The sequence below is a fragment of the Leifsonia xyli subsp. cynodontis DSM 46306 genome (assembly GCF_000470775.1).
GTDB classification, from domain to species: Bacteria; Actinomycetota; Actinomycetes; order Actinomycetales; family Microbacteriaceae; genus Leifsonia; species Leifsonia cynodontis.
Genome location: NC_022438.1, coordinates 1435958 through 1459393, shown reverse-complemented (window position 1 = coordinate 1459393; position 23436 = coordinate 1435958). Strand labels below are relative to the sequence as shown.

Below are 23436 nucleotides of genomic sequence, written 5' to 3'. Positions count from 1 at the left end.
CGAGGACGCGGGCAGGACCGCCGCGGTGCGGGACCCGGCGGCTGCTCTCGTGAGCGCAGGCCGCTCTCGTTCGGTTCATCAGCCCAGCCCGCGCCGCTTCAGCAGCGGCTCGATCACGGCGTCCCGGCCGCGGAAATCGCGGTAGGCCTCCAATGGGTCCTTGGAGCCGCCGACGCCCAGGAGGCGTTGCCGGAAACGCTCGCCGTTCTCCCGGCTCAGGCCGCCGTTCTCTTTGAACCACTCCACGGTGTCGGCGTCGAGCACTTCGCTCCAGATGTAGGAGTAATATCCGGCGTCGTAGCCGCCGGAGAACGTGTGCGCGAAGTAGGTGCTGGCGTACCGCGGCGGGACGGCCGGGTTGTCGAGACCCGCTTTCGCCAGGGCGTCCGCCTCGAACGCGGCGACATCGGCGACGGTGTCGCTGGCGGTGATCGTGTGCCAGGCCTGGTCGAGCAGGGCGGCGGCGAGGTACTCGCTGGTCGTGAAGCCTTCGTTGAAGCTCTGCGAGGCGTGGAGTCTGTCGACGAGTTCCTGCGGCATCCGTTCGCCGGTGAGGTGGTGGACGGCGTAGTTGGCCAGGATCTCGGGCCACAGCATCCACATCTCGTTCACCTGGCTCGGGAACTCGACGAAGTCGCGAAAGACGTTCGTTCCGGCGAACTTCGGGTAGGTGACACGCGCGAACAGACCGTGCAGCGCGTGACCGAACTCGTGGAAGAGTGTATTGGTCTCGTCGTAGGTGAGCAGCGTGGGCTCGCCCGCTGCCGGCTTCGGGACGTTGAGGTTGTTCACCACCACGGTCGGGGTGCCGAGCAGGCCCGACTGCGAGATGAGCGGGTTCATCCAGGCCCCGCCGCGCTTCGAATCGCGCGTGTAGAGGTCCAGGATGTAGAGGCCGAGGCCGGAGCCGTCTTCGTTGCGAACCTCGAAGACGCGTGCTTCCGGGTGGTAGGCCAGGAGATCCGGCCGCTCCTGGAAGCCAAGGCCGTAGAGCCGGTTCGCGGTGAAGAAGACGCCGTCGCGCAGGACCCGCTCTGCCTCGAAGTAGGGGCGCATCGCGGCGAAATCGACGTTGTACCTGGCATGGCGCGCTTTGTCGGTGAGGTATGCCCAGTCCCAGCTGGCGACGGGCTCGCCGCCGGACTGCTCTGCGAGGTCGGCCTGTTCGGCGTGTGCGTTGCGGGCGGCCGGGAGCGCCAGGCGACCGAGCATGTCGGCGACGGCCTCCGGACTTCTCGCGGTCTCGTCGGCGGTCACGAGGGCGGCGTGCGTGTCGAAGCCGAGCAGGCGGGCACGCTCGGCGCGCAGGCGGGTGATCTCGAGGATGAGGTCGCGGTTGTCGTGCTCCCCGCCGCGGGTGGCGCGGGCGCGGGAGGCGGCCATGATCCGCTCCCGGGTCGCCCGGTTCCTCAGGTTCGCGAGCCACGGGTGTCCGGTCGGGAGCACCAGCGTCACCACGTACTTGCCATCGAGTCCACGGTCGCGGGCCGCCTCCGCGGCGGCGGAGAGCTCGCCGTCGCCGAGCCCGTCGAGCTCTGCGGCGGTGTCGAAGACGACCGCGAGTTCGTTGGTGTCGGCGAGCAGGTTCTTCTCGAAGCGGGTGGTCAGGATGGACAGGCGCTGATTGAGGTCGCGCAGCTTCTCCTTGTCGTCCTCGTTCAGTCCGGCGCCGGCGAGCAGGAACTCGGTGTGGTAGCGCTCGATGAGGTAGCGCGATTCGGCGTCGAGCCCGAGCGAATCGCGCTGATCGTAGAGCGCTGAGATGCGAGCCGAGAGCTCGGGGTTGAGCCGGATGGCGTCTTCGTGCGCGGAGAGCAGCGGCGCGATCTCCTCCTCCAGCGCGTTGGTGAAGTCCGTGCTGTCTGCGGAGGACTTGTTGAAGAACACGTCGGCGACGCGCAGCAGCGTCTGCCCGGAGCGTTCCAGCGGCAGCATCGTGTTCTCGAAGGTCGCCGGTGCGGGATCGGCGGCGATCGCGGCCACATCGGCGAGCTGCTCGGCGAACCCGCGCTCGAAAGCGGGCCGGTAGTGCTCATCGCGAATCTCGGCGAAGGGCGGCAGCTGGTAGGGCAGAGGGCTGGGCGCGAAGAACGGATTGGAGGTATCGGCCATTCCTCCACCCTAGGGGCATCGGTCTCCCGCACCGTGGAGCCGGGCCATCCCGAATTCTCCGCGCCTGGATCGGAGGAAGAGCCACATGCAAAGAAATGCTTGCAAAACTATCTTTGCAATTATATTCTGGGGTCATGTCGGACGATGAACAGGCGGCCTGGGCCCACCCCGCTGAGCGCGAGCCACACCCTGAGCCGCTCGGGATGCCAGCGCTGCGCGCTCTCGCTCACCCGCTGCGGGTGGAGATCATCAATGAACTCTCCGATTTCGGGCCGGCGACGGCATCCCAGCTGGCGCAGCGGCTGGGGGAGTCGTCGGGGGCGACCAGCTACCACCTGCGCCAGCTCGCCAAACATGAGGTCATCGTGGAAGACGACGAGCGCGGCAAAGGCCGTGAGCGCTGGTGGAAGATGCCCCCGGGCGGCATCTCCCTGGGAGGCGCCGAAGCCCTCCGCACCCCAGCCGGTCGCGAGGTCACCCAGCAGCTGGCGGCCGGCTGGCAGCAGAACAACGAGCGCCGGCTGAGTGCCTTCGTCCGCCGTGGCCTCGACACCTTCGGCCTCGAGTGGATGACGGCCTTCTTCCTCTCGACGTCCCACCTCGAACTCTCGATCGACCAGTTGGGCGAACTGGTCGTCGAGCACAACAAGCTGATGAAGCGCCTCAAAGAGAAGTGGAAGACCGAGCCCGCGGACGGTCGCAAGCGTATCCAGGCCCAATTCAACGCGTTCCCCCTGGTCGAGCAGGAAGACGAAGACCGGTGAGCGTCCAGGTCGGTGCCGTCTCGGTCCCGTTGCGCCCGCCGCTCAGCCACCGAGCCGCGCTCTCGCTTGGTCGCGCGCTCATCGCGTGGGGAACGCGACACCGCACCCGCCCGCCTACCTACCACCAGCGGGTGGACGCTATGGAAACCACCCGGGACACCGCCGCCAGCATCCTGCCCCAGCTGCCGCGCTGAGGCGTCAGCGGGAGCCTCAGCGCTCCTCGGCGTCGCCCGGATCGGTCTCGGCCGGCTGGGCGATGACCGCGGAATCCTCTCGGGGGTCGTAGCGGATGACTGTCCCGTCGTCGAGTTCGACGACAGGCTCGCCCTCCAGCCAGGTCAGTGTCCAGCGCCAGCCGTCTGTCTCCACGCCGGTGGCGGCCAGTTCCCGCTCGACGGCGGCGACCGCATCGGAGACGACAGCGGGCAGGGAGGCAGGAGCCTGTTCTCCCACGGTCCAGCGGGTTCCCAGCTGCATCAGCTCTTCTCTCCGTTCTGCAGGGCGACCAGGTCGATCTCGTAGGTGACCCAGGAAGTGCGGCTCGCCACCGAATCGTAGACGCGCTGGGCGTGGGCGTTGTCGTGGTCGGCGATCCACTGCACCGCGCCGAGGCTGCGCTCTTTCGCGAGGGAACGGATCGCCTGGATGAGGTCGTGGCCGATGCCGTGCCCGCGCTCGGTCTCGAGCACGAACAGATCGTCGAGGAAAAGTCCGCGGTCGCCCTCCAGCGGGCGGGCGAACTCGCGGACATGAGCGAGACCGACGAGGCGGCCGTCGTCCACGGCGACGTAGCCCGATTCTTCGTGCTGGGCGTCGGTGAGCCAGGACCAGAGCGTCAGCGCCTTCTGATCGGTCAGCTCGCTCTCGCAGAACTCCGCGTATTTCGCATACAGATCGAGCCAGGCGAAGAAATCGCCCTCCCGAATCGGCCGCACGTCGATCGACATGGATTCCTCCTCTCGCCTCCCCGCGCAGAGTCGCTCGGTTCGGGTTCTGGACACTGTTCGGCTGGTCTCAAGGGACGAGGTCGTAGGTGACCCACTCTGTCTTCTCCGCGACCCTGTCGTAGAGTTCGCGGGCGGTCTCATTGTCTTTCGCGGTGATCCAGCGGACGACGGAGAGGCCGCGCTCCCTGGCGGTCTCGCGCAACCGTTCCAGCAGTGCGGCGCCCGCCCCCGCGCCGCGCGCTCCGGGGCGCACGAAGAGGTCGTCGAGGTACAGGCCCCTGCTCCCGTCGAGGGGGCGGGCGAATTCGCGGGCGTGTACGAGGCCGATCGGAGTGTCCTTCTGGTCCACCGCGAAGTAGGCTTCCAGGGCGTTCCCCTCGTTGGTGATCCAGCTCCAGACCAGGAGCGCTTTCTCATCGGTGATCGGGGTCTCGTAGAACTCCCCGTACCCGGTGTAAAGGTCGAGCCAGGCGAAGAACTCGCTGTCCTCCACGCGCCGGACACTTGTTGTCATCGCTCCTCCTCGTCGAGTGCCTGCGTGAGAACGATATCCGCGACCGCCAGGTCTTCTCCCGCTGCGAAACGCAGTTCCACGATTCTGCCCACCGAGCGGAGGTCGTCAGCGGCCGACTCGATGACGGCGAGGTCGCCCGCGGGACCGGTGATGACGGCCGAGTCGACGGGTGTGCGCTGCGAGGCCTTGGCGGCGGTCTTGGCGCCCCGGATGCCGGTCAGAGCCCGGCCGACCACGCTGAGGACGGCGCGGGCGTCCTCCCCGCCCACGGAGGTCTCGGCCGCTGCCGGCCAGGCGGCGAGGTGGACGGAGCCTTCGTTCCACCACCTCCACGCTTCCTCCGCCGCGAACGGGAGCACCGGAGCGAACAGCCGCAGGAAGGCGGAGAGCGCCGTCCGCAGCGCCACGACGGCCGACAACTGTCCGGGGGAAGCCTCGCCGTAGGCGCGCTCCTTCACGAGTTCGAGGTAATCGTCGCAGAATGTCCAGAAGAACGTCTCTGTCGTCTCCAGCGCGCGGGCGTGGTCGTAGGCGTCGAGCGCCGTGGTCGCGTCCGTGGTCGCGTCCGTGAGGTGTTGCAGCATGCTGCGGTCCAGTGGGACGGTGACCTGAGCGAGGTCGAGCGAGGCGGGGGCGTCGAAGCCGAGGATGAACTTGGCCGCGTTGAGCAGCTTGATCGCCAGCCGCCGGCCGATCTTGATCTGCGTCGGGTTCTGCGGGTCGAATGCCGCGTCCGTGCCGAGGCGCGAGGAGGCCGCCCAGTAGCGCACCGCATCCGATCCGTGGCGCTCGAGGATGTCGGCGGGGGTGACCACATTGCCTTTCGACTTCGACATCTTCTTGCGGTCGGGGTCCACGATGAACCCGGAGAGGGCAGCGTTCCTCCACGGCGCGACACCCTGCTCCAGCTGGGAGCGCAGCAGGGTGGAGAACAGCCAGGTGCGGATGATGTCCTGACCCTGCGGACGCAGATCGAACGGGGAGACGGCTGCGAACAGCTCCCCGTCCGCGCCCCGCTCCCAGCCGCCGGCGAGCTGCGGAGTCAGCGAAGAGGTCATCCAGGTGTCCATCACATCGTGCTCGCCGGCGAAGCCGCCCGCTTGGCCGCGCTGAGTCTCGTCGAAACCGGGAGCGGCGTCCGAGGAGGGGTCGACCGGGAGGGATTCTTCGTCGGGCAGAATGGGCTGATCGAAGAGCGGATCGCCCTTCTCGTCGAGCGGGTACCAGACCGGGATGGGCACGCCGAAGAAACGCTGACGGGAGATGAGCCAGTCGCCGGTGAGCCCGTTCACCCAGTTCTCGTAGCGCACGCGCATGAAGTCCGGGTGCCAGCCGATACCGCGGCCGAGTTCGATGAGCCGTTCGCGCAACTGCTCGTCCCGGGCGCCGTTCTTCACGTACCACTGCCGGGTGGAGACGATCTCGAGGGGTTTGTCGCCCTTCTCGAAGAACTTGACGGGGTGCTGGATGGGCTTCGGGTCCCCGATCAGATCGCCCGAAGCGCGCAGCAGCTCGACGACGGCCTGCTTGGCCGAGAACACCGTCTTCCCCGCGAGCTGCGCGTACGCCTCGCGGCCGGCTTCGCTCTCGATCGCCGCCGGCGGTTCGCTCAGGAGACGTCCGTCGAAGCCGATGATCGCCCGGTTCGGCAGGTCGAGCTCGCGCCACCAGGTGACGTCGGTGATGTCGCCGAAGGTGCAGATCATGGCGATGCCCGATCCTTTGTCCGGCTGGGCGAGGTGGTGGGCGACCACCGGCACCTCGACGCCGAACACGGGTGTGCGGACCGTCTGACCGAAGAGCGGCTGGTACCGCTCGTCGTCGGGATGCGCCACAAGCGCCACGCAGGCCGGCAGCAGTTCGGGCCGGGTGGTCTCGATGTACACCGGTCCGTCCGCGCCGTGGAACGTGACGCGGTGGTAGGCGCTCGGCTGCTCCCGATCCTCCAGCTCGGCCTGCGCGACGGCGGTGCGGAACGTGACGTCCCACAGCGTCGGCGCGAGCGCCTGGTAGGCCTCGCCGCGCTTCACATTGCGCAGGAAGGCCAGCTGCGAGGTGCGCAGCGACTCCTCGCCGATGGTCCGGTAGGTCTGCGACCAGTCCACGGAGAGCCCGAGTGAGCGCCAGAGCGCCTCGAACTGCTTCTCGTCCTCGACCGTCAACCGCTCGCACAGCTCGATGAAGTTGCGCCGCGAGATCGGCTTCTGGTCGGCGGCCTTACTGGATTTGTTGTCGCCGCCCTCGAACGGCGGTGCGAATCCGGGATCGTAGGGGAGCGTCGGGTCGCAGCGGACGCCGTAGTAGTTCTGGACGCGCCGCTCGGTGGGCAGGCCGTTGTCGTCCCAGCCCATCGGATAGAAGACGTGCTTGCCGCGCATCCGCTGGAACCGCGCCACGACGTCTGTGTGCGTGTAGCTGAAGACGTGGCCGATGTGGAGGGAGCCGGAGGCTGTGGGCGGCGGGGTGTCGATCGAGTAGACGGCGTCGCGGTCGGCGGCGATGGCCGCGGCGCGGTCGAACAGGTAGGTCCCGTTGTGCTGCCAGCGGGCGCCCCATTTGTCTTCCAACCCCTCCAGTGCGGGTTTCTCGGGCACGGGGTTGGCAGCGCTCATGGTGTCTCCGATCGCGATATGTGCGGCACCGTGTCCACGGGGTGCCTGAGTGTCGTTGTTCGTCGTCAAGATTAGCGCACACCGTCCCCGGGGCGGCGGGCGGCCTCAGGCGTCGATCAGGGGCTGGCGCCGGGATGCGGCCCACGCCGAGAGCAGGGAGATCCCCGACATGACAGCCAGGACGATGCCCGGATGCCACCACGCGTTGCCGGTCGCCTTGCCGAGCAGCAGTGTCAGCGGGGGCACGAACGCGGTCAGGAGCGCCGCGATGCTGTACGCGACCGAGAGCGCGCTGTAGCGCACCTCGCTCGGGAACAGATCAGCCATCAGCCCGCCGAGCCCCGCCCAGGCGAGCGTGGGCAGGACGCCGCCGACGATCATCGAGCCGACGAGCACCCCGAAGGTCGCCGATTGGAGCACGAAGTACATCGGGAAGGCGATGAGCAGCGTCCCGGCCGCGCCGATGGCGACGATGCGCGCTGAGCCGATCCGGGTGGCCCAGAGGCCGAACAGCGGGATGGCGACCAGTTGGAGCAGGCCGCCGATCGTGGTGGCGATGAGCAGATCCCCGAAGGAGAATCTCAGGACGGACGTGCCGTAGTCGACCATGTAGGTGTTCATGAGCGAGTACGACCCGATGCCCAGCACTCCCGCGCCGACCGCGAGCGCGAAGCCGGCGGGCGCTTTGCGGAAAACCTCGATCACCGGGAAGCGCTCGCGCCGGCCGGTCTCGAGCAGCTTCTTGAACACCGGCGTCTCCTCGAGCGACCAGCGCAGGTAGAGGGAGACGAGGAGCAGCGGGAACGCCGTCAGGAACGGGATGCGCCAGCCCCAGGCCGCGAGGTCGGCGCTCGGCAGCGCGACCGTCAGCACGATGAACACGGTAGCGCTCAGGATGCTCCCCACCGGCGATCCGAGCTGGGGGAGGGCCGCGGAGAACCCGCGGCGCTTCGGGTTCGCGTACTCGGTCGCCAGCAGGATGGAGCCGCCCCATTCGCCGCCGAGCGAGAGCCCCTGCACGAGCCGCAGGACGACGAGCGTCACGCCGCCGAACCATCCCGCGGCCGCATAGGCGGGCAGCACGCCGACCAGACCGGTGCTCACGCCCATCAGCAGGATCGTCGTCAGCAGAACCGGCCGCCGCCCGATCCGGTCGCCCAGGTGGCCGAAGAGGATCGCACCGACCGGGCGGATGACGTACCCCGCCGCGATGGCGAGGAAGCCCGCGAGCACACCGCCGAACGCCCCGAGCGGCGCGAAGAACAGCGGCCCGGCGAAGAAAGCGGCGAAGAAGGCGTAGAGGGAGAAGTCGTACGATTCGAGGGCGGTGCCGACGAAGGACGCGATGGTGACGCGGCGGGCGGTTCCCGGTGGGAGGTCCGGGCGCTCGGCGCCGCCGGCGATGGGGGTGGCGGTGGAAGTCAAAGTCGCCTTTCTGGCGGGGATAGCGGAACCGGGTCTCATAATAAGCGAAGCGCGAGGAGACAGCATCAAGCGGGAGGAGACAGCGCATGAACACCAGGAATTCCGGGTCCGGCCGTCCGCGCGCCTCCTCGCGCGCGATGCTGGCCGAGGCCGCAGCCGAGCTGTTCCTGGAACAGACCTACGCGGGAACGACAGTGGACGACATCGCACGTCGGGCGGGTGTGAGCCGGGCGACCTTCTTCAACTACTTCGCGTCGAAGAGCGACCTGCTCTGGCTGGAGGTCGACGAGGCGCTCAAGGGCTTGCCGGAGCTGCTCGCCGCGCCGGACGCGGGCATCCCGCCGATGGACGCCGTGCTGATCGCCGTGCTCCGGCTCGCGGAGGGATTCGGCCCTGGCCGGTTGCCGCTGGCCGTCACCCAGGTCGAATTGATGGGGACGGACGCCGAACTTCAGGCGTCTGCGCTGCCGCGTTTTCTGGAGGTGGTGCGACAGGTCGCGGCGGCGATCGCTGCGCGGACGGGGGATGACGTGGAGGGGCTGCTGCCCCCCACCGCGGCGGCGGCCGTCGTGGGCGCGGGTGTCGCCGCGGTGGGGATGTGGGCCCGAGCGGGGGTCGGCCGAGGGCCGCTGGCGCCGCTGGTGCGGGAGGCCGTCGAGCCAGTGTGCCGGGGCTACTCGACCGCGCTCCCCTCCGCCTGACCGCCGTCCCCGCGGCACGGGCTAGAATGGACGGCACAGACATCGACCCGGCCATCACCGGCGAGTCTTCGGAAGAACAGCGGGGCGGCCCGCTCAGTAGAACCGAACGGGTGCGGCCCGTCACAGCCGGTGAATGAGTGGCCTCATCCGGCATCGTGGCTGGAGGGGGCAAGCGGGGTGGTACCGCGACGGTCGCGACAGCGACCGGCGTCCTCGTGCGCAACAGCGACGACTGCCAGGAGAGAAATGCCGTACCCCTTATCCGCGCCGGAGGGCCAGGAGCCCGAGGCTCAGCCCGTGACCCCCTCGCCGGTGTTCCCGGAGATCGAGGAGGATGTGCTCGCGTTCTGGGACCGGGACGGCACTTTCCGCGCCACCATCGACAACCGCGACGGTGCTCCCGAGTGGGTCTTCTACGACGGCCCCCCCTTCGCCAACGGCCTGCCGCACTACGGCCATCTGCTGACGGGGTACGCCAAAGACGTTTTCCCGCGCTACCAGACCATGCGTGGCAAGAAGGTCGAGCGCCGCTTCGGCTGGGACACCCACGGTCTCCCTGCCGAGCTGGAGGCCGAGCGGCAGCTGGGCATCACCGACAAGAGCCAGATCGAGGAGATGGGCCTCGCCGCCTTCAACCAGGCCGCGAAGGACTCCGAGCTCAGGTACACGCGCGAGTGGCAGCAGTACGTCACCCGCCAGGCGCGCTGGGTCGATTTCGACAACGGCTACAAGACGCTCGACACGACCTACATGGAGTCGGTGATCTGGGCGTTCAAACAGCTGCACGAGAAGGGGCTCGCCTACGAGGGCTATCGTGTGCTGCCGTACTGCTGGCGCGATCAGACGCCGCTGTCCAACCACGAGCTGCGGATGGACGACGACGTCTACAAGATGCGGCAGGATCAGACCGTCACGGTCACCTTCCCGCTGACCGGGGCGAAGGCCGAGTCGCTCGGGCTGACCGGCGTGCGGGCGCTCGCGTGGACGACGACGCCCTGGACGCTGCCGACGAACATGGCGCTGGTGGTCGGCCCCGACATCCAGTACGCCGTGGTGCCCGCCGGTCCGAACGGCGCGGCCGACGTACACGGGCGAGGAGACGAGGAGGTGCTGAGCGGGGAGTATCTGCTCGCGATCGACCTGGTCGGCAACTATGCCAAGGACCTCGGCTACGGCTCGCCGGAGGCGGCCCGCGCCGCCGTGACGCGCACCATCCCCGGCCGCGAGCTCGAGGGCGTCACGTACGACCGGCTGTGGGACTACTACGCCGACACCGAGACCTGGGGCACGCAGAACGCGTGGCAGATCCTGGTCGACGACTACGTCACCACCGAGGACGGCACCGGCATCGTCCACCAGGCCCCGGCCTACGGCGAGGACGACCAGCGCGTCTGCGAGGCGGCCGGCATCCCTGTCATCATCTCGGTGGACGACGGCGCCCGGTTCCTGCCGGCGGTCCAGGACGTCGCGGGCCTGCAGGTCTTCGAGGCCGGCAAGCCGCTCACCAAGCTGCTGCGCGAGGACGGCCGCCTGCTGCGCCAGGCGAGCTACGAGCACTCGTACCCGCACTGCTGGCGGTGCCGGAACCCGCTCATCTACAAGGCGGTCTCCAGCTGGTTCGTGCGCGTCACCGACTTCCGCGACCGGATGGTGGACCTCAACCAGGAGATCGCCTGGGTGCCCGAGAACGTCAAGGACGGCCAGTTCGGCAAGTGGCTGGCGGGCGCCCGCGACTGGTCGATCAGCCGCAACCGGTACTTCGGCTCGCCCATCCCGGTGTGGAAGAGCGACGATCCGGACTATCCGCGAGTGGATGTCTACGGCTCGCTCGCAGACCTGGAGCGCGACTTCGGCCGCATGCCGCTGAACGCCGACGGCGAGCCGGACCTCCACCGGCCGTTCGTCGACGACCTCACCCGGTCGAACCCGGACGACCCGACCGGGCGCTCGACCATGCGCCGCATCCCGGACGTGCTGGACGTGTGGTTCGACTCCGGGTCGATGCCGTTCGCCCAGGTGCATTACCCGTTCGAGAACAACGACTGGTTCGGCGCCCACAATCCCGCCGACTTCATCGTCGAGTACATCGGGCAGACGCGCGGCTGGTTCTACCTGCTGCACGCGCTCTCGACCGCGCTGTTCGACCGGCCCGCGTTCACGAACGTCATCAGCCACGGCATCGTGCTCGGCAACGACGGCCAGAAGATGTCGAAGTCGCTGCGGAACTACCCGGACGTCAACGATGTGTTCGATCGCGACGGATCGGATGCGATGCGCTGGTTCCTCATGTCGAGCCCGGTGCTGCGCGGCGGCAACCTCGTCGTGACCGAAGAGGGCATCCGCGAGGGCGTCCGTCAGGTGCTGCTGCCGTTGTGGAACACCTGGTACTTCTTCTCGCTGTACGCCAATGCGACGGGGTACGAGGCGAAGCGGTCCACGGCATCCACCGCTGTGCTCGACCGCTACCTGCTGGCCAAGACCCGCGATCTCGTGGAGGCTGTGACCGTCGACCTCGACGCGCTCGACTCGACGCTCGCCTCGGCGAAGCTGCGAGACTTCGCCGATCTGCTCACCAATTGGTATGTGCGCCGCTCTCGAGACCGGTTCTGGGCGGGTGTGGATGGGGAGGGCGCCGGCGCTGAGGCGTTCGACACGCTGTACACGGTGCTTGAGACCCTGACGCGCGTGGCCGCACCGCTGCTGCCGCTGGTCACCGAGCGGATCTGGAAGGATCTGACCGGCGGGCGCAGCGTCCATCTCACCGACTGGCCGGACGCCGCCGAGCTCCCGGCCGACGACGCCCTGGTGGCGGCGATGGACCGGGTGCGCGCGATCAGCTCCACAGCGCTGTCGCTGCGCAAACAGGCGGGGCTCCGGGTGCGGCTCCCGCTCGCCTCCCTCACGGTCGTTGCGGAGGGCGCCGCCGCCCTGGCGCCGTTCGAGGCCATCCTGCGCGATGAGCTCAACGTCAAGGCCGTCCGCCTGGTCGAGGGCGAGCACAGCGGGGTCGAGCGGGCGCTGACCGTCAACGCCCGCCAGCTCGGCCCCCGTATCGGCAAGCGGGTCCAAGAGGTCATCCGCGCCGCCAAGAGCGGTGACTGGTCGGAGGCCGACGGCGTCGTGACCGCCGGCGGCGTCGAACTGGAGCCGGGCGAGTACGAGCTCGCCGTCGTGATCTCCGCGCCGACCGCACGGTTCGAGAACGGCGTGTACCTCGAACTGGACACCGCGCTCACACCGGAGCTGGAGGCCGAGGGCCTGGCTCGCGACATCGTCCGCGCCGTGCAGGACACCCGCAAGGCCGCCGGCCTGGACGTCAGCGACCGCATCGCCCTCACTCTCTCGTTCGAGCACGGCGACGACGCCCGCGCGCTCGGCCTCGCGACCGAGGTCGACATCGCGAGCGAGACGCTCGCACGGACCGTCGAGGTCGCGGCGGCGACCGGTGCGTTCGTGAAGACGTTCGGCGCCGGGCAGTTCGCCAACGCGGGCGACTTCACGGTGGGCATCACCACGATCGAGGAGGCGGACGAGTGAGCGACGACGAGGAGCTGAGGGACGAAGCGGAGGCCGTCTACCAGGCCCTGCTGGCCCGCATCGGCGAGGGGGCCCCCGAGCGTCGTCTCGATGCGACCCGTCGCGCCGTGGAGCTGCTGGGCGACCCGCAGCGGGCGTACCCGATCATCCACATCACCGGCACCAACGGGAAGACCTCGACCAGCCGCGTCACGGAGAGCATTCTGCGCGCCTACGGTCTGCGCACCGGACTGATGACGAGCCCGCACCTCGTGCGCTTCAATGAGCGCATCGTGATCGACGGCGAGCCGATCGGCGATGAGGCGCTGGTGCGCACCTGGGAGGACATCCGCCCGTTCCTGGAGCTTGTGGACGCGGAACTGGATCAGCAGGGCAAAGCCCCGCTGACCTTCTTCGAGGCGTTGACAGCGCTCGCGTTCGCGGCATTCGCTGACGCCCCCGTGGATGTCGCGATCATCGAAGTCGGGATGGGCGGGGAGTGGGACTCCACCAACGTCGGCGACGGGCAGGTGGCGGTCTTCACCCCGATCTCGCTCGAGCACACCAAGCAGCTCGGCAGCACCGTGCGGGAGATCGCCCGCACGAAATCGGGGATCATCAAGCCGACGGCGGATGTCGTGACCTCGGCGCAGCCTCCCGAAGCGTTGTCCGAGCTGGAGGAGGCGGCGCAGCTCACCGAGTCCACCCTCATGCAGCAGCCGCGGGATTTCGACGTCGTCAGGACGCGTGTCGCCGTCGGCGGGCAGCTCGTGACGGTGCGCGGGCGCGCTGCGACCTACGAGGATGTCTTTCTGCCGCTGTACGGAGACCACCAGGCTCAGAACGCGGCGGTGGCGGTGGCGGCCGTCGAGACGTTCCTCGGCCGTGGCATACCGCCGCTCAAGGCCGAGCTGGTGGAGGAAGGCTTCGCCACGGCCACGTCGCCGGGCCGGCTGCAGCTCATCGGCATCGAGCCGAGCATCCTGGTCGATGCGGCGCACAACCCTGCGGGCGCCGAGTCGCTCGCGGAGGTGCTCGGGCGGTATTTCGACTTCGAGGAGATCGCCTTCGTCGTCGGCAGCCTCGGCGACAAGGACGCACGCGGCATCATCCGCGCGCTCACCCCGCGAGCGATGCAGTACTTCGTGACAGAGCCGGCCTCCGAGCGCGCACTCCCCGCCGAGGAGCTCGGCGACATCGTGCGCGACGAGGCCGGTGAGGAAGCGGCCATCGTCTTCTCCGACGCGCTCGACGCGCTGGAAGCGGCCCGCGAGTGGGCGGGCGAGCGGGAGCGCCGCGCCGTCGTGGTCACCGGCTCCATCGTTCTCGTCGGCGCTGCGATGGCGTACGCCGAGGAGCAGGGCTGGAAGGAGGCCGCCACGTGAGCGCGGCCGGAGAGCAGGAGCCCCCGGTTGGTCGCGCCCGCCGTCGCCGCTCCCTCCGCGAGAGCCTCGGCTCGATCGTCCTCGGTTTCGAGTTGATCATCGTCTTCCTGGGCGCGCTCGTCGTCTCCGGCCTCGGCGCGCTCCCGCCCGCCGTCGCCCTCGGCGGGGGAGCCGGTGTCGTCGCGCTCATGATCGTCGCGATCGGCCTCCTCCGCGCCTCCGTCGGCGTGTGGCTGGGTTGGCTCGTCCAGCTGATCGTCATCGCCGCCGGTTTCCTCGTCCCCGCCTTCTTCATCGTGGGTGCGATCTTCACGGCCATGTGGACCTACTGCATGATCGTTTCCGCCCGCCTCGACCGATCACCAACTGGAACGGAGACCCCATGACCACCGCCGTCGAAGAGACCCTCGTCCTCGTCAAGCCCGACGGAGTCGCCCGCAACCTCACCGGCGAGATCCTGCGCCGCATCGAGGCCAAAGGCTACGCCCTCGTCGATATCCGGATGGTGCAGGCCGACCGCGAACTCCTCGCCAAGCACTACGCCGAGCATGAGGGCAAACCCTTCTACGAGCCGCTGGTGGGGTTCATGGAGTCGGGCCCCCTCGTCGCCATCCGCCTCGCCGGCGACCGGGTCATCGAGGGCTTCCGCTCTTTGGCGGGAGCGACCGACCCGACCACGGCGCTCCCCGGTACCATCCGCGGCGACCTCGCTCGCGATTGGGGTCTCACGGTGCAGCAGAACCTCGTCCACGGCTCCGACTCGCCGGAATCCGCGGCCCGCGAGCTTGCTCTCTGGTTCGGCTGAGCCCTTACCTCTCCCCGCTCCGCCCTCGGCAGTCTCGCGCCGCATAGGCCGCGCACGAAGGGAGGAGATCACGGCCGATCTGGCCGGAATCTCCTCCCTTCGTCGCATTTGGCCCCGCTCGGAGCCGAGAACGGAGGACATCCCTGGTTCGCCTCGGCTCCGGACGGGCTTAGACGAAGGCGCGATTGATCCAGTCGAGCTGAATCTGGGCCAGGAAGGCGACGACCGTGTAGGAGAGCACGGTGATGAGCGGCACCCAACCGTAAAGGATCTCGAAGATTCGGCGTCCGCGCTCGGGCAGCGGGATGTTGCCCTCCTTGAGATTGTAGAGAGTCACCGACCAGAAGATCGGGATGGTCGCGGCCCAGGTGACCATGCACCACGGGCAGAGCACGTTGAGTGTGGTCAGCGACTCGGTGATGAGGAAGACGACCAGCGCCAGCGCCAGCGCCATGCCCGCGTTGAAGGTGAGCCAATACCAGCGGGCGAAGCGCGACTTCACGGCGAAGAGGCCGACTCCGACTGCGATCACGGCGGTCCAGCCGCCCAGGCCGATGATCGGGTTGGGGAAGCCGAGAAGGGACCCCTGCCAGGCGTTCAGGTTCTTGCTGCAGCCGATCAAGACGCTGAGGTTGCAGGAGAGCTGCGCGTCGGGATTCTCCAGCAGATGCAGCTTGTCCAGCATGAGCATGAAGGCTCCCCAGAGGCCGACGGCTCCGGCTGCGATGAGAAGGACGGCGAGGGCGGTCGGGCGGCGATAGGCCGCCGGCGCAGTGGAGTCTGACACAAGTTGGATTATGACATGCGCATCGAGGGACCGACTGAGACCGGCGGTCCGGCGCTAACGGCGTCGGGGTCGTGGCCGTGCGATAATCGTTGGGTAGTCGTCCTGGGAAGCACCGGGAGACGCCGATTGAAGGCTTGAACGGACGCACGGTGCGTCCCGTGACAATGGCCGGCCGCGCTGGCCGGCGAAGACAGTGAGCTGGATGCGGGCCGCGCCACGAGCCGACCGCGTCCGACAAGGATTACGGGGGAGCGCCTGCGCCGCCCCGACGGAGAGTACCCGGCGAGCGGGCGACCGCCGCCGGTCGAGGAGTGCACCAGCAATGGTGGAAAACGAGAATATCGACAACACGAACGCTACGAGCACGGAAGGGGACGGCACCGGACGCAAGCGCCGCGGGATCTTCGGAAACCGCCGCGCCGGACGATCCGCTCTCCCCACGGGCGTGGGCGAGACGACGGCGACCACCGCTGAATCGGCCGAGGCCGCCGCAGCGGCCGGGCACGCCGAGACGCTGCCGGTTCCCGGGGACTCGGCCGGCCCGGCAGAGAAGAAGGCGACCGCGGACAGGAAAGCCGCGGCGAAACCGGGCACTGGCCTGTCCGCTCCCGTCGCCGCCCACGAGCCGCCCGCCTTGCCGGAGCCCCACGGCGGGCAGCCGGAAGCCGATGCGACGCTCTTCTCGGCCGCTCCGGGTTTGCCGTCCACGGCCCTCCTCTTCCAGGCGCCGGAGATCATTCCGCTGCCCCCTCTCCCCGATGGCGAGGAGGAGCCCTCGGCCACCGTCCGCCGCCGTTCGCGCCGCCGTGCCGGCGAGCCGGGCCGCTCCGACGCGAACGACCCCGCCAGCACCGTCGTGAAGGTGCGCGCGCCGCGGGAGCCAGAGCTCATCACCGAGCCGCAGAAGGTCAAGGGCTCCACGCGCCTGGAGGCCAAGAAGCAGCGCCGCCGCGACGGCCGCGACGCAGGCCGCCGCCGTCCTGTGATCACCGAGGCCGAGTTCCTCGCGCGACGCGAGTCCGTCGACCGGCAGATGATCGTCCGGTCCAAGGACGGCCGCATCCAGATCGGCGTCCTGGAGGATAAGGTCCTGGTCGAGCATTACGTCGCCCGTTCGCAGGAGGCGTCGCTGATCGGCAATGTCTATCTGGGCCGGGTGCAGAACGTGCTGCCGAGCATGGAGGCGGCGTTCGTCGACATCGGCCGTGGCCGCAACGCGGTGCTCTATTCCGGCGAGGTCAACTGGGATGCGATGGAGACCGGCAACCAGCCGCGCCGTATCGAGCTGGCGCTGAAGCCCGGAGACCGTGTGCTCGTCCAGGTCACGAAGGACCCGGTCGGCCACAAGGGCGCCCGGCTCACCAGCCAGATCTCGCTGCCGGGCCGCTACCTCGTCTACGTGCCGAACGGCTCCATGAACGGCATCAGCCGCAAGCTGCCGGACACCGAGCGTTCGCGTCTCAAGAAGATCCTCAAAGAGGTGCTCCCGGAGAGCGCTGGCGTGATCGTGCGCACGGCCGCCGAAGGGGCGACCGAGGAGCAGCTGACGCTCGATGCGACCCGCCTCACCGCGCAGTGGGCGGACATCTCAAGGCAGAACGAGACCCAGCAGGCGCCTGCGCTCTTGCACAGCGAGCCCGACCTCCTGATCAAGATCATCCGGGATGTCTTCAACGAGGACTTCCAGAAGCTCGTCATCGCCGGGGACAACGCGCGCCAGACGATCGAGAGCTACCTGCGCCAGGTCGCGCCCGATCTGCTCGACCGCGTCGAGGCTTACACCGGTGAGCGCGATGCGTTCGACGAGCACCGCATCACCGAGCAGATCGAGAAGGCGCTGGAGCGCAAGGTCTGGCTGCCTTCCGGCGGCTCGCTCGTCATCGACCGCACCGAGGCGATGACCGTGGTGGACGTCAACACCGGCAAGTTCGTCGGCTCGGGCGGCAACCTCGAAGAGACCGTCACCAAGAACAACCTGGAGGCGGCCGAGGAGATCGTGCGCCAGCTCCGGCTGCGCGACATCGGCGGCATCATCGTCGTGGACTTCATCGACATGGTGCTCGAGTCGAACCGCGACCTCGTGCTGCGCCGCCTGATCGAGTGCCTGAGCCGCGACCGCACGAAGCACCAGGTGGCCGAGGTCACCTCGCTCGGCCTCGTGCAGATGACCCGCAAGAAGCTCGGCCTCGGCCTGCTGGAGACCTTCAGCGAGGCGTGCGAGGTCTGCGCCGGCCGCGGTGTGATCGTGCATCACGATCCGGTTGTGAAGAGCCGCCAGCCTCAGCAGCCGCAGAGCGAGCGCCGCCGCGGCCGGGGTGGCAACGGCAATGGGTCTTCCGCTCCGGCGCACAGCGGCTCCGGCACTCATGCCATCACCGATGACGCGAAGAACGCGCTCGCGCAGATCGCGGCCTCCACCATCCACGCCCACGCCGCCGATGAGGGGGCGAAGGCCGTGGAGGGCGCTGCCTCCGTCGCGGAAGCTCAGGGGACGCCCGCTCCGAAGAAACGCCGCCGCAAGGGCAAGAGCGCCCAGCACGACGAGCAGAAGACCGCGGAGATCGGGACTTCCGCCGCCGGGGACGCCCGGGCCGCCGACGGCCCGGACCGCGTCGACCTGCTGGACGCCGCTCCCGCCGCGAAGACGTCGGCCGTGGAAACCGAACTGCTGCTCGACTCGGTCCTCGACTCGTTCCCGCAGCCGAAAGCGCCGGACACAGGACGCAAGCGCAGCCGCCGCGCGTCCACTGAGGTCATCGCCGGGGGCGAGCTCGCCGCGGCGGACGGCGACCAGCAGCCCTGATCGGCGCCCGCCGCGACCGCAGTGCGCTGGCGATGAGGCGAGAGACGAGTTCCTTCCCGGGCACGGGAAGCGCTCCCGCCGCGATCAGCTCGTCGTAGCGCTTGTCGGGGATGTCGTAGTGGTCGAGGTCGAACGCTCGCGCCGGGACGCCCGCGGCGGCGGCGAAAGCGTGCAGTTCGTCGATCGACGAATCGCTGACCAGGTGGGACCACAACATGCCGTGCGCGCGCCATGCCGGGGGGATCGATCAGGACCGTCATAGAATGATCCTAGGAACCGGCCCCATCGGCGGTGTCGGCCCCCCTCGTCAGATTGACGGGTTGTGTGGTGTCGGGTAAAGTTGACCGTTGGTGTGCGTCGGGTGAAGCCTGGCCATCCACACGGTTTTCTGAGAGCCCTCCGGCGTCCGAAGCGACGGGGACGACTCGCCAGTAACTTCCTGAACACGAGAAAGAGCAGGATCAGGTCCGCGGTCACGCCGGGAGCTGCTCCCCGACGAAAAAGGTACGTGAAAGTGGTTTACGCAGTTGTGCGCGCCGGTGGCCGGCAGGAGAAGGTCGAGGTCGGCACCATCGTGACGATGGACCGCGTGAAGGCCGGCGAGGACGGCACCATCGAGTTGGCCGCTGTGCTGCTTGTCGACGGTGACAAGATCACCTCGGACGCGAAGTCCCTCTCGAAGGTCACGGTCACGGCCACGGTCCTGGAAGACCTGCGCGGTCCGAAGATCGTCATCCAGAAGTTCAAGAACAAGACGGGCTACAAGAAGCGTCAGGGCCACCGCCAGGAGCTCACGCGCGTCAAGATCACCGGCATCAAGTAGCCGCAGAACCTCCCGAGGAGAAAAAGACATGGCACACAAAAAGGGAGCGAGCTCCACTCGTAACGGTCGTGACTCGAACGCTCAGCGCCTCGGCGTGAAGCGCTTCGGCGGCCAGACCGTCAACGCCGGTGAGATCCTGGTCCGCCAGCGCGGCACCCACTTCCACCCGGGCGCCAATGTCGGCCGCGGCGGCGACGACACCCTGTTCGCCCTGGCAGCGGGCTCGGTTCAGTTCGGCGCCAAGGGCGGCCGCAAGGTCGTCAACATCGTGGCCGTCGAGGCCTGAGCCGCGATCACGGTTCATACCTGAGGATGGGCGGGCTTCGGCCCGCCCATTCGTCGTTTCACCCCCGATCAGACCGAGGAGCACCACATGGCGACGTTCGTGGATCGCGTGACGGTGCATCTGCGCGCCGGAAACGGCGGCAACGGGTGCGTCTCCGTCCGCCGGGAGAAGTTCAAGCCGTTGGCGGGACCGGACGGCGGAAACGGCGGAAACGGCGGGGACATCGTACTCGTGGCCGACCCGCAGGTGACCACGCTGCTCGGCTACCACCGGCACCCGCACCGCTCGAGCGGCAACGGTGGCTTCGGGATGGGCGACCACCGCAGCGGCCACACCGGCGAGGACCTGGAACTGCCGGTTCCGGTCGGCACGGTCGTGAAGTCGTCCGACGGCGCGGAGCTGGCCGATCTGACCGAGCCGGGCATGCGCATCGTGGTCGCGCCCGGTGGCGTCGGCGGCCTCGGCAATGCGGCGCTGTCGAATCCGAAGCGCAAGGCTCCTGGGTTCGCGCTGCTCGGCACTCCGGGCTGGGAGGGCGATGTCCTCCTCGAGCTGAAGACCGTCGCGGACATCGCGCTGGTGGGCTACCCCTCCGCGGGCAAATCGAGCCTGATCGCTGCGCTCTCGGCGGCGAAGCCGAAGATCGCGGACTATCCGTTCACCACCCTTCATCCCAACCTCGGGGTCGTGCAGGCGGGCGATGTTCGTTACACGGTCGCCGATGTGCCCGGACTGATCGAGGGCGCGAGCGAGGGCAAGGGGCTCGGCCTCGAGTTCCTGCGTCACGTCGAGCGCTGCTCGGCGCTGCTGCACGTCCTCGACTGCGCGACCCTCGAGCCGGGCCGCGATCCGCTGAGCGACCTGGATGTCATCCTGGCCGAGCTCGCCGCTTACCCCGTTCCGGAGGGCCAGCTGCCGCTGCTCGAGCGCCCGCAGCTGATCGCACTCAACAAGATCGATGTGCCGGATGCCCGGGAATTGGCCGATTTCCTGCGCCCAGACCTGGAAGCGCGCGGCTACCGCGTGTTCGAGATCTCCACGGTGAGCCACGAGGGGCTGAGGCCGCTGTCGTTCGCCCTCGCGGAGCTCGTGGAGCGGGAGCGCAGGGAGCGGGCCGTTCTCGACGAGACCCGTCCGCGCATCGTCGTGCGCCCGAAGACCGTGGACGACTCGGGATTCGTCGTCACGGTCGAAGGCGGTTCGGCCGGCCCGGTCTACCGTGTTCTGGGCGTCAAGCCCGAGCGCTGGGTGGCCCAGACCGACTTCCAGAACGACGAGGCGATCGGCTACCTCGCCGATCGGCTGGCGAAGCTGGGCGTCGAGGATCAGCTGGTGCGCTCCGGCGCCGTCGCCGGTTCGACGGTCGTCATCGGACGCGAGAACGGCGTCGTTTTCGACTGGGAGCCGACGCTGACCTCCACGGCGGAGTTGATCTCCTCCCCGCGCGGCACCGATGCGCGCATCGGTGCGAACGCGCGTCCGACGCGCGCTCAGCGGCGGGAAGACTACTTCGATCGCATGGACGCGAAAGCCGAGGCCCGTGCGGAACTCCTCCGCGAGCGCGAGGCCGGCCTCTGGAAGGACGACGACGTGGCCGTTCGCGGCGGGAGCGAGGAGACAGGCAGGGAATGACCATCGACGACCGCGGCCAGATCACCTCCGCCCGGCGCATCGTTGTGAAGGTGGGCTCCTCATTCCATCAGCGGCGAGAACGCAGGCCATATCGGCCCGTTGGTGGACGCTCTGGCCGAGGCCCATGGCCGCGGTTCGCAGGTCGTCCTCGTCTCCTCGGGCGCGATCGCGACGGGCGTCCCTTACCTCTCCCTCACGAAGCGTCCGACGGATCTCGCTACTCAGCAGGCAGCTGCCGCGGTCGGGCAGAATGTGCTCATCTACCGTTATCAGGACAGCCTCGACCGGTACGGCATCGTCGCCGGTCAGGTGCTGCTGACCGCGGGCGATGTGGAGAATCCGACGCACCGGAGCAATGCGAAACGGGCGATGGAGCGGCTGCTCGATCTGCGCATTCTGCCGATCGTCAACGAGAACGACACCGTTGCGACGCACGAGATCCGCTTCGGCGACAACGACCGCCTCGCCGCGCTCGTGGCGAAGCTGGTCGAGGCCGATCTGCTGGTGCTGCTCTCCGATGTGGACGCGCTCTACACCAAGCCCCCGCAGGAATCCGGTGCCGAGCGGATCGCGCATGTCGGCTGGGGCGACCAGCTGGAGGGTGTCGAGATCGGCTCGGCCGGCCCCTCCGGAGTCGGCACCGGTGGCGCACTGACGAAGGTCTCTGCGACCCCTCAGGCCGCCGAGCACGGCACCGCGGTGGTGCTCACCGCGACTTCGCTCGTGGTGGATGCGCTTCGCGGGGAGCCGGTCGGCACCTGGTTCGCGCCGGCGCCGGAGACGGCCGCGGAAAGCCCTTCGGCGTCCTAGGATGAGGCATATGTCGCCGACCTCCACCGCGGTCTCGCTGACCGACCGGCTCTCCGCCGCCAAGCGCGCCTCGATCGCTTTGGCCATCGCATCCACCGCCGAGAAGGATGCCGCCCTGCGCGCTATCGCCGAGGGCGTGCTCGCCGCGGCGGACAGCATCCTGGCGGCCAACGCGGTCGACCTTGCCAACGGGCGGGAGAACGGGCTCTCGGCCGGACTGCTCGACCGGCTGACGCTCACCCCCGCGCGGCTGCGGGGACTGGCGGACGCCGTGCTTGAGATCGTCGCGCTCACCGATCCCGTCGGCCAGACGGTGCGGGGGAGCGCCCTCCCGAATGGAGTGAGGATCGCCCAGATCCGCGTCCCGTTCGGCGTGGTGGGCGCGATCTACGAGGCCAGACCCAATGTGACCATCGACATCGCGGCGCTCGCTCTGAAGAGCGGCAATGCGGCGGTGCTGCGCGGCGGCAGCGCCGCGATCGCCACCAACGGCGTTCTCGTCGGCGTGATCCAGGGGGCTCTGGCCGCCGCGGGACTCCCTGCGGACGCGGTGCAGACGATCGACGACTTCGGGCGAAGGCGCGAACGGGCTCATGCAGGCCCGCGGGTTCGTCGACGTGCTCATTCCACGCGGCAGCGCCGGCCTCATCCAGACCGTGGTCACCCAGTCGGCCGTGCCGGTCATCGAGACCGGCGCGGGCGTCGTCCACATCGTTCTGGACGAGAGCGCGCGCGAAGACTGGGCGGTCGACATCGTCCGCAACGCCAAGGCGCAGCGTCCCAGCGCGTGCAATGCGGTGGAGACGGTTCTCGTGCATCGGGCGGCCGCGGAGCGGTTGCTGCCTCCGGTTCTGGGCGCGCTGACCGAAGCCGGGGTCACCGTCCACGCCGATGAGATCGCTCTGCCGCACTCGCCGGGCGCGATCCCCGTGACCGCGGCGGACTACGCGACCGAGCACATCCGCACCTATTCCACCCAGCACACCGAGGCGATTGTGACGAACGACCTCGCCAATGCGGAGCGCTTCCTGAACGAAGTGGACTCCGCGGTCGTCATGGTCAACGCCTCCACGCGCTTCACCGACGGTGGCGAGTTCGGCTTCGGCGCCGAAGCCGGGATCTCCACCCAGAAGCTTCACGTCCGCGGCCCGATGGGGCTGCCGGAGCTCACCAGCACGAAATGGATCGTCCGCGGGTCCGGTCAGGTCCGCAGCTGACCGTTCGCTAGACTCGTAACGGCCCCGGGGCCACGCGCTTCGAAAGGATCACCAACCGATGTCTCACCTGACAACCGTCCTCGCTGCTGCGGAGGCCCACGTCGAGTTGCCGATGCCCACCTGGGTGTATGGCGTCATCGCGGCCGTGATTTTCGCTGCGCTCCTGATCGTCACGCTCAGCTACCGCGACGTCGCGAATCGCCACAGCCACCGCTCAGCCCCGGATGCGGCCGCGCACGCCGGCGCCCCGGGCGCGGCCCACCACGGCAGCGGCCATCCGACCCAGGGGCACTGAGC

19 protein-coding genes and 3 pseudogenes are annotated in these 23436 nt (G+C 68.8%); 14 read left to right on the top strand and 8 right to left on the bottom strand.

The window, feature by feature from the left end; all coding sequences use genetic code 11:
- Window positions 1-78 precede the first annotated feature (78 nt).
- Complete coding sequence (locus O159_RS06910; RefSeq protein ID WP_021755036.1) at window positions 79-2112, bottom strand: M3 family metallopeptidase; 2034 nt, start codon at window positions 2110-2112, stop codon at window positions 79-81.
- A gap of 134 nt (window positions 2113-2246) precedes the next feature.
- Between O159_RS06910 and O159_RS06905 the strand changes: the two genes are divergently transcribed.
- On the top strand, window positions 2247-2876 hold the full coding sequence (locus tag O159_RS06905) for an ArsR/SmtB family transcription factor (RefSeq protein WP_021755035.1): 630 nt from the start codon (window positions 2247-2249) through the stop codon (window positions 2874-2876).
- A complete protein-coding gene (locus tag O159_RS06900) occupies window positions 2873-3070 on the top strand; it encodes a hypothetical protein (protein ID WP_021755034.1) in 198 nt (65 codons plus the stop codon). The genes O159_RS06905 and O159_RS06900 overlap by 4 nt, the downstream gene beginning before the upstream one ends.
- Before the next feature lie 16 nt (window positions 3071-3086).
- On the opposite strand, the gene O159_RS06895 is transcribed toward O159_RS06900, so the two are convergent.
- The 5 genes from O159_RS06895 to O159_RS06875 form a co-directional block, all read right to left on the bottom strand.
- A complete protein-coding gene (locus O159_RS06895; protein WP_021755033.1) occupies window positions 3087-3353 on the bottom strand; it encodes a hypothetical protein in 267 nt (88 codons plus the stop codon).
- On the bottom strand, window positions 3353-3823 hold the full coding sequence (locus O159_RS06890) for a GNAT family N-acetyltransferase (RefSeq protein ID WP_021755032.1): 471 nt from the start codon (window positions 3821-3823) through the stop codon (window positions 3353-3355). Before O159_RS06890 ends, O159_RS06895 begins: the two co-directional genes overlap by 1 nt.
- 67 nt (window positions 3824-3890) lie before the next feature.
- Window positions 3891-4337: a GNAT family N-acetyltransferase gene (locus O159_RS06885; protein ID WP_043993605.1), complete on the bottom strand. Its 447-nt coding sequence runs from the start codon at window positions 4335-4337 to the stop codon at window positions 3891-3893.
- A complete protein-coding gene (gene valS, locus O159_RS06880) occupies window positions 4334-6949 on the bottom strand; it encodes a valine--tRNA ligase (RefSeq protein WP_021755030.1) in 2616 nt (871 codons plus the stop codon). Before valS ends, O159_RS06885 begins: the two co-directional genes overlap by 4 nt.
- Before the next feature lie 105 nt (window positions 6950-7054).
- Window positions 7055-8374: an MFS transporter gene (locus O159_RS06875; RefSeq protein ID WP_021755029.1), complete on the bottom strand. Its 1320-nt coding sequence runs from the start codon at window positions 8372-8374 to the stop codon at window positions 7055-7057.
- 86 nt (window positions 8375-8460) lie between these two features.
- On the opposite strand from O159_RS06875, the gene O159_RS06870 reads away from it, so the two are divergent.
- From O159_RS06870 to ndk, 5 genes are all read left to right on the top strand, one after another.
- Window positions 8461-9075, top strand: a complete 615-nt coding sequence (locus O159_RS06870; RefSeq protein WP_021755028.1) for a TetR/AcrR family transcriptional regulator — start codon at window positions 8461-8463, stop codon at window positions 9073-9075.
- Between the two features lie 246 nt (window positions 9076-9321).
- Complete coding sequence (gene ileS, locus O159_RS06865) at window positions 9322-12612, top strand: isoleucine--tRNA ligase (protein ID WP_043993603.1); 3291 nt, start codon at window positions 9322-9324, stop codon at window positions 12610-12612.
- On the top strand, window positions 12609-13976 hold the full coding sequence (locus O159_RS06860; protein ID WP_021755026.1) for a bifunctional folylpolyglutamate synthase/dihydrofolate synthase: 1368 nt from the start codon (window positions 12609-12611) through the stop codon (window positions 13974-13976). The genes ileS and O159_RS06860 overlap by 4 nt, the downstream gene beginning before the upstream one ends.
- Window positions 13973-14362, top strand: a complete 390-nt coding sequence (locus O159_RS06855) for a DUF4233 domain-containing protein (RefSeq protein ID WP_021755025.1) — start codon at window positions 13973-13975, stop codon at window positions 14360-14362. Before O159_RS06860 ends, O159_RS06855 begins: the two co-directional genes overlap by 4 nt.
- Window positions 14359-14781, top strand: coding sequence for a nucleoside-diphosphate kinase (ndk, locus tag O159_RS06850; protein WP_021755024.1), 423 nt, complete (start codon window positions 14359-14361; stop codon window positions 14779-14781). Before O159_RS06855 ends, ndk begins: the two co-directional genes overlap by 4 nt.
- Window positions 14782-14950: 169 nt before the next feature.
- On the opposite strand, the gene O159_RS06845 is transcribed toward ndk, so the two are convergent.
- The gene (locus O159_RS06845) at window positions 14951-15568 is read right to left on the bottom strand and encodes a vitamin K epoxide reductase family protein (RefSeq protein ID WP_021755023.1); all 618 of its coding nucleotides are present in this window, start codon (window positions 15566-15568) and stop codon (window positions 14951-14953) included.
- Window positions 15569-15890: 322 nt separating this feature from the next.
- Here O159_RS06845 and O159_RS06840 point away from each other — a divergent pair, with 322 nt between their 5' ends.
- Window positions 15891-18371: an Rne/Rng family ribonuclease gene (locus tag O159_RS06840; protein WP_021755022.1), complete on the top strand. Its 2481-nt coding sequence runs from the start codon at window positions 15891-15893 to the stop codon at window positions 18369-18371.
- Here O159_RS06840 and O159_RS06835 read toward each other — a convergent pair.
- Window positions 18322-18631: pseudogene (locus O159_RS06835) on the bottom strand (DUF4031 domain-containing protein). The gene O159_RS06840 and the pseudogene O159_RS06835 sit on opposite strands and share 50 nt — an antisense overlap.
- A 254-nt stretch (window positions 18632-18885) precedes the next feature.
- Here O159_RS06835 and rplU point away from each other — a divergent pair.
- The 6 genes and pseudogenes from rplU to O159_RS06805 all read left to right on the top strand — a co-directional run bounded on the left by rplU (window position 18886) and on the right by O159_RS06805 (window position 23434).
- Window positions 18886-19194: a 50S ribosomal protein L21 gene (gene rplU / locus O159_RS06830; protein ID WP_043994123.1), complete on the top strand. Its 309-nt coding sequence runs from the start codon at window positions 18886-18888 to the stop codon at window positions 19192-19194.
- Between the two features lie 28 nt (window positions 19195-19222).
- Window positions 19223-19480, top strand: coding sequence for a 50S ribosomal protein L27 (gene rpmA, locus O159_RS06825; RefSeq protein WP_021755017.1), 258 nt, complete (start codon window positions 19223-19225; stop codon window positions 19478-19480).
- Between the two features lie 87 nt (window positions 19481-19567).
- Window positions 19568-21112: a GTPase ObgE gene (obgE, locus tag O159_RS06820; RefSeq protein WP_021755015.1), complete on the top strand. Its 1545-nt coding sequence runs from the start codon at window positions 19568-19570 to the stop codon at window positions 21110-21112.
- A pseudogene (proB, locus tag O159_RS06815) lies at window positions 21109-21922 on the top strand (glutamate 5-kinase). The gene obgE and the pseudogene proB overlap by 4 nt, the downstream one beginning before the upstream one ends.
- Before the next feature lie 10 nt (window positions 21923-21932).
- Window positions 21933-23139, top strand: a pseudogene (locus O159_RS06810) (glutamate-5-semialdehyde dehydrogenase).
- Between the two features lie 58 nt (window positions 23140-23197).
- Window positions 23198-23434: a hypothetical protein gene (locus O159_RS06805; protein WP_021755010.1), complete on the top strand. Its 237-nt coding sequence runs from the start codon at window positions 23198-23200 to the stop codon at window positions 23432-23434.
- The last annotated feature ends 2 nt before the right edge of the window (window positions 23435-23436 follow it).